Here is a 23,520-nt window from a genome sequence, read left to right on the forward strand (position 1 = left end):
CACACCTCACTTACAGTTTGATTTGGTTAGGATTTATCTGAACCGCTATCCACAGGCTTGCTGTAGATGGCATCCGGGGCAATATTCATGTGCTTGAGCACCGGCCCCATGATGTTACCGAACACCGGCGCGGCTACGGAGCCACCGAAGTGATCGCCCGCGGTAGGATGGTTAATCATTACCACCAGCGCCACCTCAGGATGGCTGGCCGGGGCAATACCTGCGGTGTAGTTCACATAACCGCCATCATACTTCCCGCTGCTGCCCATCTTTTCAGCCGTACCGGTTTTGGTGGCCAGTCGATAGCCCGGTACCGCCGCTTTCAGTCCGGTACCGCCCGGCAGGACGTCACTTTCCAGCATGTGCACCACTTCCTTGACCGTTTCCGGATTAGCGACCTGCTTGCCCAGCACCGGCGGCGTCACTTTGGTGATCGACAGCGGACGATAAACGCCATAGGAACCCAGCGTGGCGTATTCACGGGCAATTTGCAGCGGCGTGACGCGCAAACCGTAGCCGAAGGAAAAGGTCGCGCGTTCGATATCGGCCCAGCGCGTGCGGTGCAGCGGGAAATACCCTACGCTTTCGCCGGTCAGCCCCAGCCCGGTGGGTTTACCCAGGCCAAATGCATAGTAGGTGTTCACCAGGGCTTCCGCCGGCATCGCCAGGGCGATATGAGAAACGCCGATGTCGCTCGATTTTTGCAAAATGCCGGTCATGGTCAGGCGCGGCCAGTGACCGACGTCGCGGATCAGGTGGCCGTTAACCCGGTAAGGCGTGGTATCCAGCACGGAATCCGGCCGGACGAGGTGACGTTCCAGCCCTTCCATCACCACAAGGGGTTTTACCGTTGAACCCGGCTCGTAGCTGTCATTAATGGCGGTATTGCGCATCTGCGCTGGGGTTGCCCCCTGATAGTTGTTGGGGTTGAACGAGGGATAAGAGGCCATCGCCAGAATCTCGCCCGTATCAATTTTAACCAGCACCGCCGCGCCCGAATCCGCCTTGTTTAGCAGCACGCCATCGCGCAGCTTACTGTAGAGCGTGTACTGGCTGAATTTATCAATGCTGAGCTGCACCGTCGGCGGCTGAGTGGGCGGCTGGTAGCTAATCATCGCGATAATATTCCCCGCCGCATCCTGCCGGTAGACTTCTTTACCCGGCTGGCCCTGCAGGACTTTATCAAAGCCCTTTTCCAGTCCGTTGAGGCCGGTGTTATCGGCCCCCACAATACCAATCAGCGGCGCGGAGGCTTCGCTCATCGGATAAAAGCGACTGTCGTCGTAGACTTCACTGATGCCTTTAAGCTTCAGATCTTTAATATCTTTGGCGATCCCCAGTTCGACTTTGCGCCCGAGATAGAGAAAACGACGTTTGGGGTTAGCGGTGATCTGCGCCGCGACCTCTTCTGGTCGCATACTTAATGCCGCCGCCAGATAGGCCCACTTGGCGCTGGTAAAATCAGGGTTGCTCTCCAGCACGCGCTGCGGATCGGCGATGACATCCCGCGACGGTACGCTGAGCGCCAGAGCTTCGCCGTTGCGATCCAGTAAGGTGCCACGGCTGGTCGGAAGCGTAACGGTACGCAGCGAGCGCTGATCGGCCTCGTGTTCCAGCATGGGCTGATTAAGAAACTGCAAATCGGCGACGCGCACCAGCAGAACAGCCATGCAGGTAAATACGCCCAGGCAGATCAGGCGAAAACGGAAAGGGTTAAACGGGGCTTTTATCTGGTCTTTACCCAGTAATTTTTTAATCCGGGGCATGGCAATCCGCTGCGCTTAAAAAAAAGAGGTCAATCCCGCAGTTATAATCAAAGCACGGGTAAAAACACAGGAAAACTGTGTATCAGTTCGTTATCGTTCAGTTTATTTCGGGCAAAAAAAACCTGCGTATCTACGCAGGTCGGTGTAATCAAGAAAAAATCAGTTGATGTTCACCCATCAATACCTCTGGGATCCTGAATGTAGCAAGCGAAACGGCTTTTTCGCCACGACTGAAACGCAACAGATGCCTGCAAAATGTAACCAGCCGTGTGAACCTTAGGCTTTTGTGCAAACGGCATGTTTTTTAATGTCAACCAGGCAACTCATGGCGTTGGGTCCCTGCGTCAGGGATGACGTGCCGATATCCAGGGTTAACACATTGGGGTTGCCCGCCCGGTCAAACGGCTGCCACGCTTTGCCAAAACCGGGATCAAACCAGGCGCCGGTGGAAATGATCACCACGCCCTGCTTCAGCCCCTCAGTCAGACGCACGCCGGCCAGTATTCTGCCGCGCGCATTGCTGACCTCTATTTCGTCACCGTCTCCGATATCCCGCACCGCCGCATCCTGCGGATGCATATACAGGGTTTCATGCCCGGCGGTTTTGTTACTCTGAACGGTAGCCGTCGCATCTAACTGGCTGTGTAACCGGTCCGATGGCTGAATGGAGATCATGTGTAGCGGATAATCACGGCTGGCTGCCGCGCCCAGCCATTCCTGAGGCTCACGCCATTCCGGATGCCCGGCCATATCCTCCAGGTGGTAGTCAGCGATGGTCTGGCAGAACAGCTCAATCTTACCGCTGGCAGTCTGTATCGGGTTGGCCTCGGGATCGGCGCGGAAGTCTTCCATAAAGATATAAGGCTTACCGCCTTCGGGGATCTCCACAAAGCCACGCTGCCAGAACTCACCGAACTCAGGGAAAGGAATGCCACGACGGCCGTGCGCCACCGCACATTGCTGGTAGAGATGTTCTATCCACTGCATCTCGTTGCGCCCTTCGGTGAAGGTATCGCGATAGCCTAAGCGCTCGGCGAGATCGGCAAAAATATCAAAATCGTTCCGTGCCTGATGTTGCGGCTTAATCGCCTGGTGCATTGCCAGTACAAACCGGTCACGTGATGAACCGCCGATGTCATTACGCTCCAGCGTGGTGGTGGCGGGCAGCACGATATCGGCCATCTGCGCCGCAGGTGTCCAGACGATATCCTGGACCACTACGGTATCCGGCTTCTGCCAGCCTTCCACCAGCCGGTTAAGCTGCTGATGATGGTGAAACGGATTGCCGCCCGCCCAGTGCACCATATGAATGTCCGGATAGTGCAGAGTTTCGCCCTGGAAACCATAAGGCTGGCCGGGATTGAGCAGCATGTCACTGATGCGGGCAACCGGAATGGACAGGCCTGAAGGGTTCGGTCCGGTGCTCATCATCGGCGCGGGGCCTTCCTGACGCGGATTGCCCACGCTGTTCATCGAGCCGTGTCCAAACGAGAAGCCCGCGCCCGGCAAGCCCGGCTGCCCGAGCATGGAAGAGAGCGCGATCATCATCCAGTAAGGCTGTTCGCCACGGTGGGCGCGCTGAACCGAATAGGAGCAGGTGATAAAACTGCGTTTGCCGATCAGCTGTCGGGCCAGATGTACAATGCGATCCGCCGGGATATCGGTGATCTTGCTGGCCCAGCCGGGCGTTTTGGCGATGCCGTCGCTTTCACCCAGCAGATAGGCACGTAGCTGTGGCCAACCGGTGCAGTGACGGGCCAGAAACGCCTCGTCTGTCGCACCACGCTGACAAATTTCGTAACCGAGTGCCAGCATCAGCGCCACGTCGGTATTCGGCCGGATCGGGATCCACTCCGCGTTAACAAACTCTGGGCAGTCATCGCGCATCGGGCTGATGTTAATCACCGGCGTGCCTTTTGCCGCCAGCTGCTCCAGCGCCGGTTTCAGGCTGTGCTGGCCTGCGCCGCCGGATGCCACCTGGGCATTTTTTAACGCCAGCCCACCGAAGGCGACAAACACCTCCGCATGTTCCACCACCTGCGGCCAGTCGGTGACGCGCCCGGTCAGCGGCATGTAGGTGCCCATCACGTAAGGCAGGAAAAACTGCGCGGCGCCCCAGCTGTAGTTGCCTTGCTGATCGACGCCCCCGCCGCCCTGGAAATAGAAGCGGCGCACCAGGGTACGCGCATGATTGACGCGCCCTGCCGATGACCAGCCGTAAGAGCCATTAAAAATGCCGGATGCACCGTAGCGTTCGCGAATACGGCGATTTTCCTCTGCCACCAGATCCAGCGCCGTCTCCCAGTCAACGGCAACAAAATCTTCGCGTCCGCGCAGCGTGCGGTCACTGTTTTCGCGCGATTTCAGCCATGAGCGGCGCACCATGGGCTGGCGAATACGTTTGTCTGAGTAAACCAGTTCCGGGATGGTGTTGAGCATCGGCGAGGGATCGGCGTCGGCAAAAAAAGGTTCGCAGCCGATAAGACGATCGTTTTCGCTTACCGCGGTAAAGGCGCCCCAGTGCGCCAGATGTGGCACTTTAGTTTTCATGGTCATCGCTATGGCAGGTGTTGGGATCAGCAGCATAGCATGGGCCGCAACCTGAACAGAAGGCATCACCAACCGTCTGATTTTACCCTGTTTGCGACAGCGCTGGCATTCTGTTGTCTTGATGTGCGCCCGCTTTTCCGTAACACTGGTGCGATGTGTAAACGTTTCCCCAAAATCAGGTAATCGCATGGCCACCATTAAGGATGTTGCCCGGTTGGCGGGAGTTTCCGTCGCCACGGTTTCCCGCGTCATCAACAATTCGCCTAAAGCCAGTGACAGTTCACGTCAGGCGGTCAGCCAGGCGATGGAGTCGCTGCAGTATCATCCAAACGCCAATGCACGGGCGCTGGCGCAGCAGTCCACTGAAACGCTGGGGCTGGTGGTCGGGGATGTTTCCGACCCGTTTTTTGGCGCGATGGTGAAAGCCGTTGATGAAGTAGCGGGCCAGACAGGCAACTTTCTGCTGATTGGTAACGGTTACCATAATGAGCAAAAAGAGCGGCAGGCTATTGAGCAGCTGATGCGCCATCGCTGCGCGGCGCTGGTGGTGCACGCCAAGAAAATCCCCGACAGCGAGCTGGAAGTGTTGATGAAGCAGATGCCGGGCATGGTCTTACTGAACCGTCTGCTGAAGGGTTTTGAAAAGCGCTGCATCGCGCTGGACGACCGCTACGGCGCCTGGCTGGCGACGCGCCATCTGATTCAACTGGGCCATCAGAATATTGCGTTTATCTGCTCCACTCACACGATTTCCGATGCGGAGGATCGCCTGCAGGGTTATTACGACGCGCTGCAGGAGCACGGCCTGCCCTGCAACGATCGGCTGGTCGCCTGGGGCGAGCCGGACGAAGTCGGCGGCGAGCAGGCGATGACGGAGTTGCTGGGGCGCGGTAAAAACTTCAGCGCCGTGGCCTGCTACAACGACTCCATGGCCGCCGGTGCCCTGGCGGTGCTGAGCGACAACGGCGTGCAGGTGCCGGAAGAGATGTCACTCATCGGCTTCGATGACGTGCTGGTTTCCCGCTACGTTCGGCCTCGCTTAACCACGGTGCGTTACCCGATTGTCACCATGGCGCAGCAGGCCGCTGAACTGGCTCTGGCGCTGGCACATCAACAGCCGCTGCCGGAAGTGACCAATATGTTCAGTCCCACGCTGGTCCGCCGTCATTCAGTCGGCGGCCCGGCGACCTCATCCTGAGTTGATCCTTGTCTTGCCGCGACGCTCAGCGCGGCATAATCTCCTCCTGGAAACCCATCCGCCGAATCAGCTTCAGGCCATTGTTCCGTATCTCTTTTCCATCCCTCATCTTCTGCGGAATAAGCCGGTGGCATTCGTGTTGCAGGAAGGCGGCAAGGTAAGTCATCCCCGGGAGCTTACTGCAGTAAGTGACCACTATGTTCAGTCCCACGCTGGTCCGCCGTCATTCAGTCGGCGGCCCGGCGACCTCATCCTGAGTTCATCTTTACCTTGCCGCGACGCTCAGCGCGGCATAACCTCATCCTGGAAACCCATCCGCCAAATCATCCCCAAACCATTGTTCAAAATGTCTTTTCCATTCCTAACCTTCAAGGGAATAAGCCGGTGGCATTCGTGTTGCGGGAAGGCGGCAAGGTGAGTCATCCCCGGGAGCTTACTGCAGTAAGTGACCAATATGTTCAGTCCCACGCTGGTCCGCCGTCATTCAGTCGGCGGACCAGCGACCTCATCCTGAGTTCATCTTTACCTTGCCGCGACGCTCAGCGCGGCATAACCGCCCCCTGGAAACCCATCCGCCAAATCATCCCCAAGCCATTGTTCCGTATGTCTTTTCCATCACTCATCTTCTGCGGAATAAGCCGGTGGCATTCGTGTTGCAGGAAGGCGGCAAGGTGAGTCATCCCCGGGAGCTTACTGCAGTAAGTGACCGGGGTGATGAGCCGCGGCCAACGCACCTGCGGCGCGAAGGACGCCAGCTTATTGGCTGGGGTGATGAGCCGCGGCCAAGGACACCTGCGGCGCGAAGGACACCCGCTTATTCATTTGAAGGCGCGGAGGAGGGCCTCAAGAGGCCTGACAAGGGCGATGACGGTTTCGTCCTGCACCTGTGCCGCCGCATCCAGCTTCGCATGCATCTGCGCCATTTCGCTGGCCCCAAACGCCTGGTTACGGACATAGGCATTCACCATGTTGATGCCCATGACGCTCAGCTCATCCACCTGTTTCGCGCTGCTTTCCAGCGCCTTAAGTGGCGCGCTGCCGTTGAGTAATGGCGCAACCTGAGCAGCGTTATCGTGCCAGCGTTGGAGTTGAGAGCGAATAGCTGCGGCAGCCGCCACGTTGCTTCTGTCTTCAACCAGCGCGACCACCTGCTTATCCAGTGTTCTGACGGCGTCGCTTTCTGCCGGTAAAACATCGGCCAGCCGGTTCAGCGGCTCAAAGTAGTTGTAATGCCCGGCCTGAAACTTGAGATGCTGTCGAGTGTAATACTGGGCCGGTTCCAGCGCCTGAGCCAGCACGCGCAGCGGCTGAATATCCGTGCTGTTTGCAAGCCGCGTCATCTGTCGGTCTGCCTGATAATGCTGCTGCAGCCCCACCGATACGGTCGTCCAGCGGTCCATTGCCGCCAGCCGCTGGTACATGCTGTCGGGATCGGTGACATCCTGGGCTGACCATAACCGCTCCGCCACCACAAACGCACGCGGCCAGAGTTTGGTATCAATAATCGCGCTGTTGACGTTTTCGGCCCACAGCGCGGCCTCACCGCCCAGCAGGTTTTGCTGCATCTGGCGCGCATCCGGCAGCACAGGCTGAATCCCCCTGGGCACCGCGTCGAGCCGCTGCCCTTCGGCCGCGTAACGGACGTTACCCACCAGCATGTATCCGCTCAGTTGATTGTTCGCCAGGGTGACGACCGGTTTGAACGGTCCCATCCAGGTATCCACCGTGAACGTCAGCCGGTTCGCCGAAAGCCAGTCGATGGCGTTCACCAGACGACGCGATTTTCCGGCAAAGTCGATAAAACCGCGCCAGCCGTCGCGGCCTTTAATCAGGGTGAAACTCCCCGTTACCGGGCTGCCTTTTAACCGTGGCATGGTAAAGGACCAGCTCTGAGCCTGTTCGCCCGACTGCACCACATCCTGGCCGTTAAGGCCCTGAGGATAGATTTCGTTGCGATAGTGATAGCTGGCCGGCTGAGGCTGATCGAGATAAAAACCCGTGGACAGAATGCCGCGATAGCCGTTTTTCGCTACCGTGCCCAGTGCATCCTGTCCCTGCCAGGACTGAATCAGAATGCTGTGCGGCAGATCGGGATGGGCAATTTCATCCCAGCCCACCATGCGCCGCTGGTGTTTTTCGAGGATTTTCTCAACGCGCTGATTGAACCAGGCCTGCAGCGCATGGGGATCGGCTAATCCACGATCGCGCATAAACTGCTGAACAGCGGCGGATGCCTGCCACTGGCTGGGATCCACCTCATCGCCACCGATATGCAGGTAGGGATCGGGGAAGATCGCTGCCATCTCCCCCACCAGCGCGTCAATAACCTGATAAACCTGTTCGTTGCTGGGATCCAGCAAGGGTTTGAAAACGCCCCACCCGCGCTCCATCTGATACGGCCCCGGCGCGCTGATCAGTTCCGGCATCGCCACCGCCAGCGCGGAGGCATGGCCGGGTATATCCAGCTCCGGCACCACGCGCACGCCACGCTCAGCCGCATACTGCACCACCTCACGCATCTCCGCCTGAGTATAGAAAAGCCCGTCGCTGGCTTTCTGCTGCAGTTGCGGATAGCGGAGGGAGGCAAAGCGCCAGCCCTGATCGTCGGTGAGATGCCAGTGCAGCACGTTCATTCGCGCCGCCGCGATCCCATCGATCTGGCGTTTCAGCGTTCTGACCGGCATAAAGTGGCGGGCGCTGTCGATAAGGATGCCGCGCCAGGCAAAGCGCGGTTTATCGTGAATCGTTATCCAGGGAATGCGGGTGCCTTCGGCACTGTTTTCTATCAGCTGCAGTAACGTTTCCATGCCGCGCATCGCGCCAAAGCGGCTGTTGGCTTTCAGCAGCACGCCGTCGCGGTTGACGTCCAGTTGGTAACTTTCATCGCTGTCAGGCTGAGGGACAGGGTTGACCGCCTGCGCGATGGCAATACGAATTGTGGGATGCTCAACCGGCTGATCGGCGGGTAACAGCGGCCAGCCGGTTTGGCGAGCGATGCGCGACAGCCAGCGTGTTTCGGCGCCGGGCAGCGTGTCCCCGACAATCTGTAGCGTCAGCTGTGGGGTGAGCGTCAGCCAGCCTGCGTGGGCAGGTTGCTCAACCTGCTGTGGCCACGGCATGAGCGGCAGCGTATCGGCGGCGGCGGAAAAGGTCAGCGCACAACAACAGATCAGCACATTTCGACGTAACGGCATTGGCACGGCTCCCTGCGGGTCAATGGCTAAAAAGAACGATAAACAGAGTTAAGTCATTTTGCTCCGCTAAGCAAATTCGCCCGCCGGAAAAGGCGATCTCGGGTCTGTTTTTTTTCAGTGTCGATTTTATCTTCTTGTTCAAGGCTTCTTTGCTTCAGGTCAAAAACAAGCCGATTAATTCACTGCAATTACTACATGTTGAGTCTAAAATCCAAAAACACACCCATATGTAGTTAACGGAGAAAAAATGGCAACGGTGGTGGTGAAGCGCGACGGATGCCGCGTAGGCTTTGATTCACAGCGTATCGCCGCAGCAGTGAAGGCTGCGGCACGGGCGGCAAACGTGGAAGATGCACGGTGGTGCGACACGGTGGCCGATCGGGTCAGCACTCAACTGGCCCATCGTCAGGAAGTGGATATCGGTGACATCCAGTATGCGGTGGAAGAAACGCTCATGGCCGGGCCTTACCCGCAGCTGGCACGCACCTATATTGAGTATCGTCACGATAGCGACGTGGAGCGCGAGCGCCGCAGCCATCTGCATCACGCCATTCGTGGTCTGGTGGATCAGACCAACGCCGCCCTGCTGCATGAAAATGCCAATAAAGACAGCAAAGTGATCCCCACCCAGCGCGATCTGCTGGCCGGGATCGTCGCGAAGCACTATGCGCAGCAGCAGATCCTCCCCCGGGACGTCGTTCAGGCGCATGAACGCGGCGAGATCCACTATCACGATCTCGATTATTCCCCCTTCTTCCCCATGTTCAACTGCATGCTGATCGACCTGAAAGGGATGCTGACCAACGGCTTCAAGATGGGTAATGCCGAGATCGAGCCGCCAAAATCCATCGCCACCGCAACGGCCGTCACGGCGCAGATCATTGCGCAGGTCGCCAGCCATATTTACGGTGGAACCACGCTGAACCGCATTGATGAAGTGCTGGCACCCTATGTGGAAAAGAGCTTCGCAAAACACCTTGCCGTGGCGCAGGACTGGCACATTCCTCAGGCGGACGCCTATGCTCGCGAACGTACCGAAAAAGAGTGCTATGACGCCTTCCAGTCGCTGGAATACGAGGTAAATACGTTACACACGGCAAACGGGCAAACCCCGTTCGTGACCTTTGGTTTTGGCCTGGGCACGAGTTGGGCGGCACGGCTGGTTCAGACCTCCATTTTGCGTAACCGCCTGGCGGGGCTGGGTAAAAATCACAAAACCGCCGTGTTCCCAAAGCTGGTCTTTACGATTCGGGAAGGCGTGAACCGCCGTGCGGGAGAGGTTAACTACGACATTAAGCAACTGGCGCTGACCTGTGCCAGTAAGCGGATGTATCCCGACATTCTGAATTATGATCAGGTGGTCCAGGTCACTGGCTCCTTTAAAACTCCCATGGGCTGCCGCAGTTTTCTGGGCGTTTACGAGGAAAACGGTGAGCAGATTCATGAAGGCCGGAATAATATCGGCGTCATCAGCCTTAATTTACCGCGCATTGCGCTGGAAGCAGACGGAGACGAAACCCGTTTCTGGACCTTGCTGGATGCGCGGCTGGCGCTGGCGAAGCGGGCGCTCATGACGCGCGTTGCCCGACTCGAAAAAACCAAAGCCCGCGTTGCGCCTATCCTGTACATGGAAGGCGCCTGCGGCGTGCGGCTTAATGCCGATGATGAGATTGGCCCCATTTTCCGCAATGGCCGCGCCTCGCTGTCACTGGGCTATATCGGTCTGCATGAAACCCTGAATGCCCTGAGTGGCGCGCAACACCATCCTTTCGATGATGCGGCGCTGCGCGCTAAAGGCGTTGCCATCGTGGCCCATATGCGTGCGGCTACCGATGCCTGGAAAGACGAAACCGGCTACGGCTTTAGTCTCTACAGCACGCCCAGTGAGAACCTGTGCGACCGCTTCTGTCGTCTGGATGCCGCGCAGTTTGGCGTGGTAAAGGGGGTAACCGATAAAGGCTACTACACCAACAGCTTCCATCTGGACGTTGAGAAGAAGGTGAATCCCTACGATAAGATCGATTTTGAAGCGCCCTATCCGTCGTTGGCTAACGGCGGGTTTATCTGTTACGGCGAATATCCCAACGTGCAGCACAACCTCAAGGCGCTGGAAGACGTGTGGGATTACAGCTATGACCGCGTGCCCTACTACGGCACCAACACGCCGATTGACGAGTGCTACGAATGCGGGTTCAACGGGGAATTCACCTGCACCAGTCGCGGCTTTACCTGCCCCAACTGCGGCAATCACGATCCTGCCCGGGTTTCGGTTACGCGCCGCGTATGTGGCTATCTCGGCAGCCCGGATGCGCGTCCGTTTAACGCCGGTAAACAGCAGGAAGTGCAGCGTCGGGTGAAGCACCTGGATAGCGGACAGCTGGGATGATGCGCATCCATCGTTACTACGATGTGGATATCGTGAACGGGCCCGGCACGCGCTGTACGCTGTTTGTCTCAGGCTGCGAGCACCAGTGTCGCGGCTGTTACAACCAGAGCACCTGGCGGCTGGATTCCGGCGTGCCGTTTACGCTGGAAATGGAGGAGCAGCTGTTAGCGGATTTACAGGATACGCGTATCCCGCGTCAGGGTTTATCGCTGAGCGGCGGCGATCCGCTGCATCCTCATAACGTGCCGCATGTTCGTCGGTTAGTGAAACGGGTAAAACAGACGTGCGCAGGCAAAGATATCTGGTTGTGGACCGGCTATGACATGCAGGCACTCAGCCCAGCACAGCGCGCGATCCTGCCCTGGATAGACGTGGTGATTGACGGGCGGTTTGAAGAGGCAGAACGCGATGCCACGCTCCTGTGGCGCGGCAGCCGAAATCAGAAAATCTGGTATCTACGCTGAAACACGGGGGATCGCGCCGGACTCGATCAGCGTGAACCCCGTATTTTCTTCGGCAAACGCCTGGTGATGCAGGCAGCGAGCTACGTCCTGAGCCGACACGGCACGCCAGTTGCCTGGCAACCAGGCGAACAGCGGAGCCATCAGGCTTTCTCCCCGACGTTTATCTTTTCGTTCACCCAGCAACAGCGAAGGCCGGACAACCGTCAGGCTCGGCCACGCCTGATGGCGCAGCGTATTTTCCATCTCACCTTTCACGCGATTGTATAAAAAGGGGGAGTGACGGTTAGCACCGTGCGCACTGACCACCAGCATCTTTCTGGCCCCCAGACGTAACGCGTTCAGGGCGGTGTCCACCACCAGCGTGTAATCCACGTGAATAAAGGCCGCTTTACTGCCCGCCTGCTTACGCGTGGTGCCAAGACAGCAAAATACCGTCGTCAGCGGTGCCTCCAGCGGGCGCAGGACATCCGTGAGATCGGCTTCAACAGGGTTGACGACCTTGTTCATTGCGGGAAGCGCACGACGGCTGGGCGCAATAATTTCATCCACGCGCGGATCGTCGATCAGTAAACGCAGCAGACAGGATCCCACTAAGCCGGTTGCGCCCGTCAGTAATACACGATTCATCTCAGAATATTCCCTGTTTCGCTGCCAGCCGTGCAAAATCTGGCCAATGTGAGCCGCCTGGCTTGCGTTCTCAGAATCGACAACCAGGCTTAACAGGTCATCAGGATAGCGCAGTATGCGCCTGACATGCCTAAAGGAGAGTATAGATGAGCACCAGAATTGCGGTTCTGATCACCGATGAATTTGAAGACTCTGAGTTTACCTCGCCAGCCGAAGTCTACAAACGTGCGGGCTATGAGGTGGTTACCATTGAGGAGCAGGCAGGTAAAACCGTGAAGGGCAAACAGGGCTATGCTGAAGTCACCATCGATCGCAGCATCGACGACGTTAGCCCGGCGGAATTTGACGCACTGCTGCTACCGGGTGGACACTCGCCGGATGCGCTGCGCGGTGACGACCGCTTTGTTGCTTTTACCAAAGACTTTGTGGCCGGCGGCAAACCCATCTTTGCTATCTGCCACGGTCCACAACTGCTGATCAGCGCCAACGGCGTTCGCGGTCGTAAAATGACCAGCGTGAAGGCCATTGCGATCGACCTGATCAATGCGGGTGCCGACTTCCGTGATGAGGAAGTGGTGGTTGACGGTGACAAGCTGGTCACCAGCCGTACGCCGGCGGATCTGCCTGCCTTTAACCGTGAGTCCCTGCGTATTCTGCAGGCACTGTAACGGCCCACGCCCTTTTCCGCCAGGAAGGGGGCGCTTTATTTACGCCTCGCGTTGCCAGACAATTTTTTTGCCGAAACCCAGCGCATTGTCGGTCATTTTCAGCTCATCAAGCGTAATTTCCCACAGGGGTGCAGAAACCTTGCGCGAAACCGGGAAGCGACGTTGGTATGCGGTGCGCGCCTCAGACGCGTCTTCTTCGCTGAGCGGCCGGATATGACCCCGATACTGCACGCCTTTTATCAGCAGTACCGTCTTCGGCTGTCCATTGATTGTCCCCGCCACGCGGTTATTTTTCATTGCTAACAGGCCATGACGCGTATCCGACTCCGTCATGAGCCAGAAAGCCATGCGTAATTCATCAAACACGTAGTAGCAGTTTGCACACCACAGATCATCGTCAGCACAGCAGCACAGGGACAGCACATGCTGCTTTTTCAGGTAGCGAACAAGATGGGCAAGGTCAGACACAATCAACTCCGGGTAAGGGCGACGGATAGCACGGCGCAAAGAAGCGCGCTACACTGCCGGGCGGGCATTTCTGGAACACATTATGAGTCAGCACTGGCAACTTTACCTGATACAAACGGCCGCAGGCATGCTGTATACCGGCATCACAACCGACGTTGCGCGCCGCCTTGGACAACATGCCTGTGGGCGCGGGGCCCGTGCCCTGCGCGGTAAGGGCCCGTTGGCGCTGGTCTATACCTGCGCGGCGGGCGACCGGTCGCAGGCTTCCGCGCTGGAGTACCAGGTTAAGCAACTGACCCGTCAACGAAAACTACAGTTGGTTGCCGAGCAACCCGTAAGCCTTGCCGCCTGGCTCACGGCAGTGGATTAAAAGGCGCGGAATACTCAATGCGCCCTTCGGCCCCGTCAAACGCGTTGTCTGCCAGAGGGTACACCAGGAAAGAGGCTTCGCTATCCGGCCAGCGGCAGTGCAATCCATGCCGTGCTGCGGGCTCGAAACCCAGGTGGCTATACAATGCGGGATCGCCCCTTACCACAACGGCGCTGTAGCCAAACTCATTCAGCGTATCCAGACCTTCGTAGACCAACTGTTTCGCTATGCCCTGACCACGCAGGCTTTCATCCACGGCCAGCGGAGCCAGTCCGACCCAGTTGCGATCTTCCCCCTGTAGGGTAACCGGGCTGAAGGCGGCATAGCCCAGCACCTGCCCTTCATCGTCTGTGGCGACGACGCCCAGCGTTAGCAGCCCGTCTTCACGCAGGGCCTGAGTCAGCTCGGCTTCGGCTGAGGTGGGAAAACAGCGTCGCAGTAATGCATCGATACCGGCGGCATCCACGCCAATTTCTGTGCGTATTAACATGAGACACCCGCGCGTGCCTGTGCGGCTTTCGCGTCCTGTTGCATTGTTGTCTCCACGATTGCGGCCATCTGTTGAATGGCGGTACGTAACCCCTTGGGCATGGTGTTGAGTTCAATTGCATCCATTACGTTCTTAACCTCCAGTCCCAGTTCCGTATCCCCTTCGATCAGCAGTCGGCGCTGAAAGAAAAGCATATCAGGATCCGCTTTGCGTGCTGCTACCAGCAACAAATCATTGGCGTTGCCCCGGAACCAGACATCTGCTTCGGCATGCTGCAACACCCTCAGTTGGCCGCCTTCCAGCGTGGTGATCCACGTGAGATTAATATCGCTAATCTCAATCCCCAAAAAGCGTCCCTGAAGAAAGTCTAACTCACCTTCGGCTAAAACATGACGAAATTGCCAGTTTAAGAGTTGTTGCAAGAGCTGCTTCTTCAATATGAAGGGAGCAAGTGTTGCAGGTAAGCTAAGGATTTTAGGGCCGTTTTTGACTAAACTGGCAGATAACCGCTGGAACACGTTTTGCACTCCTGTCACAAAAATTTTAGCTATATTGCCATAGAGTGCCATTCCCGCCTCCTTTGAGATCAATAAAACCTATCGTAAGCGGGTTAAAAAAAAGCCAGGCTATCTCATCAATGACCGTTTCACTGCCCTAAATCAACATTTGCCCAAAGCGCCATGACTAGACTCGTGCCCCATCTGCATCACGAGAGGATTGAGTATGGAGCTGCTGTGTCCGGCCGGAAACCTGCCTGCGATACGAAGTGCGGTCGAAAATGGTGCCGATGCGGTTTATGTCGGACTGAAAGATGACACCAACGCGCGTCACTTTGCAGGATTGAATTTTACAGATAAGAAACTGCACGAAGCGGCGTACTACCTTCATCAGCATCGCCGTAAGCTGCACGTGGCGATCAATACCTTTGCACATCCTGACGGCATGCAGCGCTGGCAGCGGGCTATCGATGTGGCGGCAGACAGCGGTGCTGATGCGCTGATCCTGGCGGATATTGCAACGCTGGAATATGCCACCGCGCGCTATCCTCACATCGAACGTCATCTGTCAGTGCAGGCTTCCGCCACCAACCTTGAGGCCATTCGTTTTTATCATCGCCATTTCAATTTGCACCGAGTGGTACTGCCGCGCGTACTGTCGATTCATCAGGTAAAACAGCTGGCGCGCAGTACACCTGTTCCGCTGGAGGTCTTTGCCTTTGGCAGCCTGTGCATCATGGCCGAGGGCCGCTGCTACCTCTCTTCCTGGCTAACCGGTGAATCGCCAAACAGTAAAGGCGCCTGCTCCCCCGCGAAGTTTGTTCGCTGGCAACAAACACCGGCCGGCATGGAAGTGCGCCTTAATGACGTGCTGATCGATCGCTATCGCGCAGAGGAAAGCGCCGGCTATCCCACGCTGTGCAAAGGCCGTTATCAGGTTGACGACCAGCGCTATCACGTGCTGGAAGAGCCCACCAGCCTGAATACGCTTGAACTGTTGCCAGAGCTGATGCGGGCAGGCATTGCCTCCGTAAAAATCGAAGGCCGTCAGCGCAGCCCTGCCTACGTATCCGATGTCGCCCGCGTCTGGCGTCAGGCTATCGATCGCTGTCAAGCTCAGCCGGATAACTTTGAAGTGGCACAACAGTGGACGAAAACGCTGGGGGCCCTGTCAGAAGGCACGCAGACCACCTTAGGCGCCTATCATCGTGACTGGCAGTGAGGAAAAACCATGAAATACTCTCTCGGCCCCGTGCTCTGGTACTGGCCCACCGCCACGCTGGAACATTTTTATCACCTCACTGCTGACAGCAGCGCTGACATTGTTTGTCTTGGGGAAGCCGTCTGCAGCAAGCGACGCGCCACGCCTTTTGCCGCCTGGATGGATTTAGCACGAATGCTGTCAGCCCGTGGGAAGCAGGTGGTCATTAGCACGCTGGCTTTGCTGCAATCCCCTTCTGAGCTCAAAGAGCTACAGCGCTATGTAGAGAACGGCGAGTTTATTATTGAGGCCAACGACCTGGGCACCGTGAATATGGCGGCAGAGCGCAAGCTGCCCTTCGTTGCGGGGCCCACGCTCAATGTTTATAACGCCGATACGCTGCAGCTTTTAGTCAAAGAGGGCATGACGCGCTGGTGCTTGCCCGTTGAAATGCCGCGCGACTGGCTAGTGGAGCTGCTCCAGCAGTGTGAGACAAGGGGCATCCGCCAGCAGTTCGAGGTGGAGGTGCTGGGTTATGGTCATTTGCCGCTGGCCCTGTCAGCCCGCTGCTTTACAGCACGTTCGGAGAATCGCGCCAAAGATGCCTGCGAAACCTGCTGTATTCATTATCCCCATGGACGCCGGGTCCTCTCACAGGAATCGCAACAGGTTTTCGTCCTGAACGGTATCCAGACTCTGAGCGGTTACTGCTATAACCTGGGGAACGATCTGGTTGGTATGCACAACTATGTAGATATCGTGCGGTTGTCACCTCAGGATGAGGAAACCTTAAGCCTTATTGACCGTTTCCGCGCAAATGAAGAGGGGCAGGCCCCCCTGGATCTGGCGAAAAATCGGGACTGTAATGGCTACTGGCGCAAGCTGCCGGGCATGGTTTTGCAGGCTGGCGACTGAAAGGCACATACAGGCAACATACGGCGAGTGTAAAAAGTTTTAATATGGCGGATGTTACGCAATACTTGATGGCGCAGGGTATGACACCTGCGCTATACACTCTGGAGTACTCATGTCTGAGAAAAAAAGCGTTCGCCTCTCCGTACTCGATCTTGCCCCTGTTCCTCAGGGTGCCACGCCTCGTGATGCGTTTCACCATTCACTCGCGCTGGCGCGTCAGGCTGAAGCCCTGGGATTCGAACGTTACTGGCTGGCTGAACACCATAATATGACCGGCATTGCCAGTGCCGCCACGTCTGTGCTGATTGGCTATCTGGCCGCGAACACCACAACGCTGCGTCTGGGTTCGGGCGGCATTATGTTGCCGAATCACGCGCCGCTGGTGATTGCAGAACAGTTCGGCACTCTGGCCTCGCTTTATCCCGACCGTATCGATCTGGGATTAGGCCGCGCCCCCGGCTCGGATCAGCGCACCATGCTGGCCCTGCGCCGCAACCTGTCGGGCATTCAGGCCGATACCTTCCCGGACGATGTCGCTGAGTTGATCGACTGGTTTGATGCGGAAGCCGGCGCGCAGCCACCTGTTCAGCCGGTGCCCGGTTTAGGCCTGAAAATTCCGGTGTGGTTGCTGGGTTCCAGCCTTTACAGCGCACAGCTGTCGGCCAAAATGGGACTGCCGTTTGCCTTCGCCTCGCACTTTGCGCCGGACCAGCTGTTCCAGGCTCTGCATGTCTATCGCGAGAACTTTACGCCTTCAGGCCGTCTCGCCGAGCCATACGCTACGGTGTGCATTAACGTGGTTGCCGCTGACAGCGAAAGCGACGCGCGTTTCCTGTTCACTTCAATGCAGCAGCAGTTTATTAATCTGCGCCGCGGCAAGCCGGGCCCGCTGCCTGCCCCGGTCCAGAACATGGACAGCCTGTGGTCGCCTTCAGAACAGTATGGCGTTCAGCAGGCGCTGAGCATGTCGCTGGTAGGGGATGTCGAGAAAGTGCGTCACGGACTGGCTTCACTGCTGCGTGAAACCCAGGCGGATGAGATAATGGTTAACGGTCAGATTTACGATACGCAAGCCCGTCTGCACTCGTTTAAGCTGGCGATGGACGCTGCACGCAGCCTGTAAATCAGCAGCAGCCCTTCTGGGATAAGCCAGAAGCAGGACAAAAAAAGGGAAGCCCGCAGGCTTCCCTTTTTATTACGACGATTTAGCTCGCTTACGCGTCACGACGACGTGGTGCAGCCGCACCGTCTTCACGACGTGGACCACGACCGCCTTCGCGGTTGAAGCTGCGTCCGCCTTCACGACCACCTTCACGGCGCTCAGAAGAGAAACGACGCGGGCCCTGACCTTCAGGACGTGCACCGCCGCCACGACGTTCACCAGCACCGGCGCCAGGACGACGCTCGCCACGGCCACCTTCGTGCGGCTGAGCATCACCCAGCAGCTGCATATTCATTGGCTTGTTCAGAATACGCGTACGGGTAAAGTGCTGCAGCACATCACCTGGCATGCCTTTCGGCAGCTCGATGGTGGAGTGCGTACCAAACAGTTTGATGTTACCGATGTAACGGCTGCTGATATCGCCTTCGTTGGCAATTGCGCCCACGATATGACGCACTTCAACACCGTCGTCACGGCCCACTTCAATGCGGTACAGTTGCATATCGCCAACGTCACGACGTTCGCGACGTGGACGGTCGCCATCACGGCTTTCGCGTGGACCACGTGCATCACGGCTCTCACGACGATCGTCACGCTCACGGAATTCACGACGCGCTGGACGTGGTGCATCAGCAGGAACGATCAGCGGACGCTCACCCTGTGCCATTTTCAGCAGCGCAGCAGCCAGCGTTTCGATATCCAGCTCTTCTTCAGGCTGCATCTTCGCCAGCAGCGCACGGTACTGTTCCAGATCGCTGCTTTCCAGCTGCTGCTGAACTTTTGCCGCGAACTTAGCCAGACGACGCTGACCCAGCAGTTCTGCATTTGGCAGCTCAACTTCTGGAATGGTCAGTTTCATGGTGCGTTCGATGTTACGCAGCAGACGACGCTCGCGGTTCTCTACGAACAGCAGTGCGCGACCAGCACGACCAGCACGACCGGTACGGCCAATACGGTGAACGTAAGATTCTGCGTCCATCGGAATATCGTAGTTAACAACCAGGCTGATACGCTCAACGTCCAGGCCACGGGCCGCAACGTCGGTAGCAATCAGGATATCCAGACGACCATCTTTCAGGCGCTCCAGCGTCTGCTCACGCAGTGCCTGGTTCATATCGCCGTTCAGTGCCGCACTGTTGTAACCGCTGCGCTCCAGCGCTTCAGCCACTTCCAGCGTTGCGTTTTTAGTCCGCACGAAAATGATCGCAGCATCGAAGTCTTCTGCTTCAAGGAAGCGAACCAGCGCGTCAGTTTTACGGCCGTAAGCCGTCCAGTAACTCTGGCTGATGTCTGGGCGCGTAGTCATGCTTGACTGAATGCGCACTTCCTGCGGATCTTTCATAAAACGCTTGGTAATACGACGAATCGCTTCTGGCATGGTGGCAGAGAACAGTGCGGTCTGATGACCTTCTGGGATCTGCGCCATGATGGTTTCAACGTCTTCGATGAAGCCCATGCGTAACATTTCATCGGCTTCGTCCAGCACCAGACCACGCAGGTTAGACAGATCTAACGTGCCACGTTTCAGGTGATCCAGCAGACGGCCTGGAGTACCTACGACAACCTGTGGTCCCTGGCGCAGGGCGCGCAGCTGCACGTCATAACGCTGGCCGCCGTAAAGGGCAACCACGTTCAGACCGCGCATATGTTTAGAGAATTCGGTAACAGCTTCAGCTACCTGCACCGCCAGTTCGCGGGTCGGTGCCAGCACCAAAATTTGCGGTGCTTTAACAGTTGGATCGATGTTGTGTAACAGCGGCAGCGAGAACGCTGCAGTTTTACCACTCCCGGTCTGCGCCATACCTAATACGTCACGGCCCGCCAGCAGGTGAGGAATACACTCAGCCTGGATTGGGGATGGCTTGACATAGCCCATGCCGTTCAGTGATTCAAGGAGTTCGGCGTTCAGGCCAAGTTCTGCAAAAGTGGTTTGAATATCAGTCATGTAGTACACGTGCCTCGTTGATTGCGGCGGCCAGTCTACATAACTCGTCGTGAAAACTTTCAGTCATTTTCATCAAAAAGTGTGAACCGGCTCAAATTAGAAGTTTTGACGAACAGAAAAGCCCTCATCCCTGAAGATGATGACTTGACAGGTTTTACAGGCAAAAAAGTTCGTCAGCTATTGCTGGTCAGATTCTGATAAATCGTCTTGTGCCTGGCCGAGTTGCGCCAGTTCCAACAATGCGTATCGGTGTTCAACAAAGTTATTCACGTTGTTGGCAACCGCCAGTTTGAACAACGCTTCTGCGTTGTCCTTCTCCCCCAGACTTAGGTAATACTTACCTAAATAGAAGTTGGTTTCACTGAGATGTTCAGCGAGCGAGGTGTTATCCGTTGCGTCCGCCTTGAGACGTTCCATCAGTGTTGCTTCGCTGATGTCGCCCAGGTAGAACTCGACAATATTCCATCCCCATTGGTCCTTGACCGCTTTGTCGTAACGCTGCTTAAGCGCCACTTTTGCTTTGTCGGCATCCATCCTGCTTTCAACCAGGTAGAGCCACAAGCTGCGGAAAGGATCGTTAGGATCGTCTTGATAAAACGCCAGCAGATCATCTTGCGCTAACTTGTATCGACCGCCGTAATAGAGGGCGATACCACGATTTAAATGCGCATAGTTGTAAGTTGGATCAAGCTCAAGTACAGAATCAAACGCTTCATAGGCGGCATCAAAGTTGCCCGCCTGCGTTAAGTATATACCAAGATAGTTAAACACTTCTGGCATATCTGGTCTTATAGACAGCGCTTGCGAAAAATCGTTCCGCGCTAATGCCCTCAGACCCAAACTATCATACAACACTCCGCGCTCATATAACAGCTGTGCGCGTTCATCATCGGTAAGGGCTCGACTGGCAAGAATTTGTTCCATGCGAGCCAGAATCACTTCCTGTTGCAGTGTGGGCTGTAAAGGTACTGCAAGAACTTCGTTCTTACGCCAATTGGAGTTGCTGCATCCTGCCAGCGTCAAAGCTGTCGCAACAAAACACCAGCGCAAAAAAGGCTTCATTTCCCACTCCCGAATACAAACATTGGGACAACCATCCTGTTATCCGCCTGCTGTGCACAAGGATTCCCGCCCTCGCGATGACACAAAAGCCTCTCCCTGCCAGGCAAGGAGAGGCAAATCAGGAAAGACTTATTCAGCGTCAGGTGCGCTCTCAGCTGCAACAGCTTCAGGCTTGGTTTCTGTCGCTTCTTTGATGCTCAGACGTACGCGGCCCTGGCGATCGACTTCCATCACCTTCACCGGGACTTCCTGACCCATCTGCAGATAGTCAGTCACTTTCTCAACGCGCTTATCGGCGATTTGAGAAATATGCACCAGACCTTCTTTACCACCGCCGATAGCGACGAAGGCACCAAAGTCTACGATACGTGTGACTTTACCGCTGTAGATACGGCCCACTTCGATTTCTGCGGTGATCTCTTCGATACGACGAATCGCTTCTTTCGCTTTCAGACCATCGGTTGCTGCGATTTTCACGGTACCGTCATCTTCGATTTCGATGGTTGTACCGGTTTCTTCGGTCAGCGCACGGATCACAGAACCGCCTTTACCAATCACATCTTTGATCTTGTCTGAATTGATCTTGATGGTGTAAATGCGCGGTGCGAACTCAGAGATTTCCTGACGCGGCGTGCTGATAGCCTGTTCCATTACGCCCAGAATGTGCAGACGCGCACCTTTGGCCTGGTTCAGCGCAACCTGCATGATCTCGCGGGTGATGCCTTCGATTTTAATGTCCATCTGCAGCGCAGTGATACCTTCACGGCTACCGGCGACTTTAAAGTCCATATCGCCCAGATGATCTTCATCACCCAGGATGTCGGACAGGACAACAAACTTGTCGTCTTCTTTCACCAGGCCCATTGCGATACCCGCAACAGAGGCCTTGATTGGCACACCGGCATCCATCAGTGCCAGAGAGGCACCACAGACCGAGGCCATAGAAGAGGAACCATTAGATTCGGTGATTTCAGAAACCACACGCACGGTATACGGGAAATCTTCAGCTTTAGGCATAACGGCCAGCACGCCGCGCTTCGCCAGACGACCGTGACCGATTTCACGACGCTTAGGCGAGCCCACCATACCAGTCTCACCAACGGAGTACGGAGGGAAGTTATAGTGGAACAGGAAGCTGTCGGTGCGTTCGCCCATCAGCTCATCCAGGTTCTGCGCATCGCGGGTGGTGCCCAGCGTCGCGGTCACCAGCGCCTGTGTTTCACCACGGGTGAACAGTGCGGAACCGTGTGTACGTGGCAGAACGCCCGTGCGCACGTCCAGACCACGGATCATGTCTTTTTCACGGCCATCAATACGTGGCTCGCCGTTCAGGATGCGGGTACGAACCACATTCTTTTCCAGGCTGTGAACGATATCGCCGATTTCGGCCGCATCGAGTGATTCATCTTCTGCCAGAAGCGCAGCAATGGTTTCGTCTTTAATGACGCCAACCTGGGTGTAACGCTCTTGCTTATCGGTAATGCGGTATGCATCGCTGATACGGGTTTCGGCCAGCGCCGCAACGCGTGAAATCAGTGCAGTATTTGCCTGCTCTGGCTGCCAGTCCCAACGCGGTTTGCCCGCTTCGGCAACCAGTGAGTTGATGTTTTCAATCACGATCTGCTGCTGATCGTGGCCAAACACCACCGCACCCAGCATCTGCTCTTCAGACAGGATTTCCGCTTCAGATTCCACCATCAGAACGGCGTTCTGTGTACCGGCAACCACCAGGTCCAGACGGGATGTTTTCAGCTCATCAGCCGTTGGGTTCAGTACATACTGGTCATTGATATAACCTACGCGTGCCGCACCGATAGGGCCGTTGAAAGGCAGACCTGACAGCGCCAGGGCTGCAGAAGCACCGATCATGGCAACGATGTCCGGGTGAACCTGTGGGTTAACTGAAACAACGGTCGCAATAACCTGCACTTCGTTGACGAAACCTTCCGGGAACAGCGGACGCACCGGACGGTCAATCAGACGTGAAATCAGGGTTTCGCCTTCGCTTGGGCGACCTTCACGACGGAAGAAGCTACCTGGGATACGACCAGCAGCGTAAGTACGCTCCTGATAGTTAACGGTCAGTGGGAAAAAGTCCTGACCTGGCTTGGTTTTTTTCTGACCAACAACGGTGACAAATACTGCGGTATCGTCCATGCTCACCATCACGGCGGCGGTCGCCTGGCGAGCCATCATGCCGGTTTCCAGCGTGACGGTATGTTGACCATATTGGAATTTGCGTACGATCGGATTAAGCAAAATCAAAGTCCTTAACATCGGGGCAGTGCTATATTGAGCCTGCCATTGATTACCGATCCTCGTTGCATCCTCGCGACTAATGACAACCCTTAACCGCCCCTGCGGTAAAAGCCTCTCATTAGCCGCGCGAACCTCTGCAAACAAAGATCACACCCAACAACAATACATGAGTTTGCTCAGGATTGCTGCGCATTGCTCGAAAAAAGGGGCCATAAAGGCCCCCTTTTCATGAAACTCGCACAAATCAGATCGCCAGTCGGGTTTTAGCGCACTTAAGTGGCATCCCTGACGACCCGAT

Annotated in this window: 19 protein-coding genes; 8 read left to right on the forward strand and 11 right to left on the reverse strand. The window is 56.5% G+C overall.

The window, feature by feature from the left end:
- Positions 1–26: 26 nt before the first annotated feature.
- Positions 27–1,766, reverse strand: coding sequence for a penicillin-binding transpeptidase domain-containing protein (locus ACPXSQ_RS16145; protein WP_014595174.1), 1,740 nt, complete (start codon positions 1,764–1,766; stop codon positions 27–29).
- A 276-nt stretch (positions 1,767–2,042) separates the two neighbouring features.
- Entirely contained in the window at positions 2,043–4,316 is a 2,274-nt protein-coding gene (locus ACPXSQ_RS16150; protein WP_024472194.1) for a molybdopterin guanine dinucleotide-containing S/N-oxide reductase, read from the reverse strand.
- Between the two features lie 187 nt (positions 4,317–4,503).
- On the opposite strand from ACPXSQ_RS16150, the gene galR reads away from it, so the two are divergent.
- Positions 4,504–5,514: an HTH-type transcriptional regulator GalR gene (gene galR, locus ACPXSQ_RS16155; protein ID WP_013024371.1), complete on the forward strand. Its 1,011-nt coding sequence runs from the start codon at positions 4,504–4,506 to the stop codon at positions 5,512–5,514.
- A gap of 818 nt (positions 5,515–6,332) precedes the next feature.
- On the opposite strand, the gene ACPXSQ_RS16160 is transcribed toward galR, so the two are convergent.
- Positions 6,333–8,708: a beta-N-acetylhexosaminidase gene (locus ACPXSQ_RS16160; RefSeq protein ID WP_015701088.1), complete on the reverse strand. Its 2,376-nt coding sequence runs from the start codon at positions 8,706–8,708 to the stop codon at positions 6,333–6,335.
- 247 nt (positions 8,709–8,955) lie between these two features.
- On the opposite strand from ACPXSQ_RS16160, the gene nrdD reads away from it, so the two are divergent.
- Positions 8,956–11,094 carry an anaerobic ribonucleoside-triphosphate reductase gene (nrdD, locus tag ACPXSQ_RS16165; RefSeq protein WP_426144155.1) on the forward strand — a complete coding sequence of 713 codons (2,139 nt, stop codon included), beginning with the start codon at positions 8,956–8,958 and terminating at the stop codon, positions 11,092–11,094.
- Positions 11,091–11,558, forward strand: a complete 468-nt coding sequence (gene nrdG / locus ACPXSQ_RS16170) for an anaerobic ribonucleoside-triphosphate reductase-activating protein (protein ID WP_014606739.1) — start codon at positions 11,091–11,093, stop codon at positions 11,556–11,558. Before nrdD ends, nrdG begins: the two co-directional genes overlap by 4 nt.
- Here nrdG and ACPXSQ_RS16175 read toward each other — a convergent pair.
- Positions 11,550–12,185, reverse strand: coding sequence for an NAD(P)H-binding protein (locus ACPXSQ_RS16175; protein ID WP_426144156.1), 636 nt, complete (start codon positions 12,183–12,185; stop codon positions 11,550–11,552). The two genes, nrdG and ACPXSQ_RS16175, sit on opposite strands and share 9 nt — an antisense overlap.
- 146 nt (positions 12,186–12,331) lie before the next feature.
- Between ACPXSQ_RS16175 and ACPXSQ_RS16180 the strand changes: the two genes are divergently transcribed.
- Positions 12,332–12,853 (forward strand): type 1 glutamine amidotransferase domain-containing protein, encoded by a 522-nt coding sequence (locus tag ACPXSQ_RS16180; RefSeq protein ID WP_426144157.1) that lies wholly within the window; start codon positions 12,332–12,334, stop codon positions 12,851–12,853.
- Positions 12,854–12,892: 39 nt separating this feature from the next.
- Here the strand turns inward: ACPXSQ_RS16180 and ACPXSQ_RS16185 are convergent, their stop codons facing one another.
- Entirely contained in the window at positions 12,893–13,321 is a 429-nt protein-coding gene (locus tag ACPXSQ_RS16185) for a YhbP family protein (RefSeq protein ID WP_014606741.1), read from the reverse strand.
- 82 nt (positions 13,322–13,403) lie between these two features.
- Here ACPXSQ_RS16185 and ACPXSQ_RS16190 point away from each other — a divergent pair, with 82 nt between their 5' ends.
- Positions 13,404–13,691 (forward strand): GIY-YIG nuclease family protein, encoded by a 288-nt coding sequence (locus ACPXSQ_RS16190; RefSeq protein WP_014606742.1) that lies wholly within the window; start codon positions 13,404–13,406, stop codon positions 13,689–13,691.
- On the opposite strand, the gene ACPXSQ_RS16195 is transcribed toward ACPXSQ_RS16190, so the two are convergent.
- Both ACPXSQ_RS16195 and ubiT read right to left on the reverse strand, forming a co-directional pair.
- Positions 13,675–14,181 carry a GNAT family N-acetyltransferase gene (locus ACPXSQ_RS16195; RefSeq protein ID WP_105082536.1) on the reverse strand — a complete coding sequence of 169 codons (507 nt, stop codon included), beginning with the start codon at positions 14,179–14,181 and terminating at the stop codon, positions 13,675–13,677. The two genes, ACPXSQ_RS16190 and ACPXSQ_RS16195, sit on opposite strands and share 17 nt — an antisense overlap.
- A complete protein-coding gene (gene ubiT / locus ACPXSQ_RS16200; protein WP_033770460.1) occupies positions 14,175–14,699 on the reverse strand; it encodes a ubiquinone anaerobic biosynthesis accessory factor UbiT in 525 nt (174 codons plus the stop codon). The genes ACPXSQ_RS16195 and ubiT overlap by 7 nt, the downstream gene beginning before the upstream one ends.
- Before the next feature lie 205 nt (positions 14,700–14,904).
- Between ubiT and ubiU the strand changes: the two genes are divergently transcribed.
- From ubiU to ACPXSQ_RS16215, 3 genes are all read left to right on the forward strand, one after another.
- On the forward strand, positions 14,905–15,900 hold the full coding sequence (gene ubiU, locus ACPXSQ_RS16205; protein ID WP_014595166.1) for a ubiquinone anaerobic biosynthesis protein UbiU: 996 nt from the start codon (positions 14,905–14,907) through the stop codon (positions 15,898–15,900).
- A gap of 9 nt (positions 15,901–15,909) precedes the next feature.
- The gene (locus ACPXSQ_RS16210) at positions 15,910–16,794 is read left to right on the forward strand and encodes a U32 family peptidase (RefSeq protein WP_013024360.1); all 885 of its coding nucleotides are present in this window, start codon (positions 15,910–15,912) and stop codon (positions 16,792–16,794) included.
- A 112-nt stretch (positions 16,795–16,906) separates the two neighbouring features.
- Complete coding sequence (locus tag ACPXSQ_RS16215) at positions 16,907–17,917, forward strand: luciferase-like monooxygenase (RefSeq protein ID WP_426144158.1); 1,011 nt, start codon at positions 16,907–16,909, stop codon at positions 17,915–17,917.
- 91 nt (positions 17,918–18,008) lie between these two features.
- On the opposite strand, the gene ACPXSQ_RS16220 is transcribed toward ACPXSQ_RS16215, so the two are convergent.
- The 4 genes from ACPXSQ_RS16220 to pnp form a co-directional block, all read right to left on the reverse strand.
- Positions 18,009–19,901, reverse strand: coding sequence for a DEAD/DEAH family ATP-dependent RNA helicase (locus ACPXSQ_RS16220; RefSeq protein ID WP_014595165.1), 1,893 nt, complete (start codon positions 19,899–19,901; stop codon positions 18,009–18,011).
- Positions 19,894–19,974 carry a protein YrbN gene (gene yrbN / locus ACPXSQ_RS16225; protein ID WP_100208641.1) on the reverse strand — a complete coding sequence of 27 codons (81 nt, stop codon included), beginning with the start codon at positions 19,972–19,974 and terminating at the stop codon, positions 19,894–19,896. Before yrbN ends, ACPXSQ_RS16220 begins: the two co-directional genes overlap by 8 nt.
- A gap of 104 nt (positions 19,975–20,078) precedes the next feature.
- Positions 20,079–20,963 carry a lipoprotein NlpI gene (nlpI, locus tag ACPXSQ_RS16230; RefSeq protein ID WP_013024357.1) on the reverse strand — a complete coding sequence of 295 codons (885 nt, stop codon included), beginning with the start codon at positions 20,961–20,963 and terminating at the stop codon, positions 20,079–20,081.
- A 129-nt stretch (positions 20,964–21,092) separates the two neighbouring features.
- On the reverse strand, positions 21,093–23,222 hold the full coding sequence (gene pnp / locus ACPXSQ_RS16235; protein WP_014606747.1) for a polyribonucleotide nucleotidyltransferase: 2,130 nt from the start codon (positions 23,220–23,222) through the stop codon (positions 21,093–21,095).
- Between the last annotated feature and the right edge of the window lie 298 nt (positions 23,223–23,520).

The sequence above is a fragment of the Pantoea sp. EEL5 genome, assembly GCF_049892805.1.
Taxonomy (GTDB): Bacteria; Pseudomonadota; Gammaproteobacteria; order Enterobacterales; family Enterobacteriaceae; genus Pantoea; species Pantoea ananatis.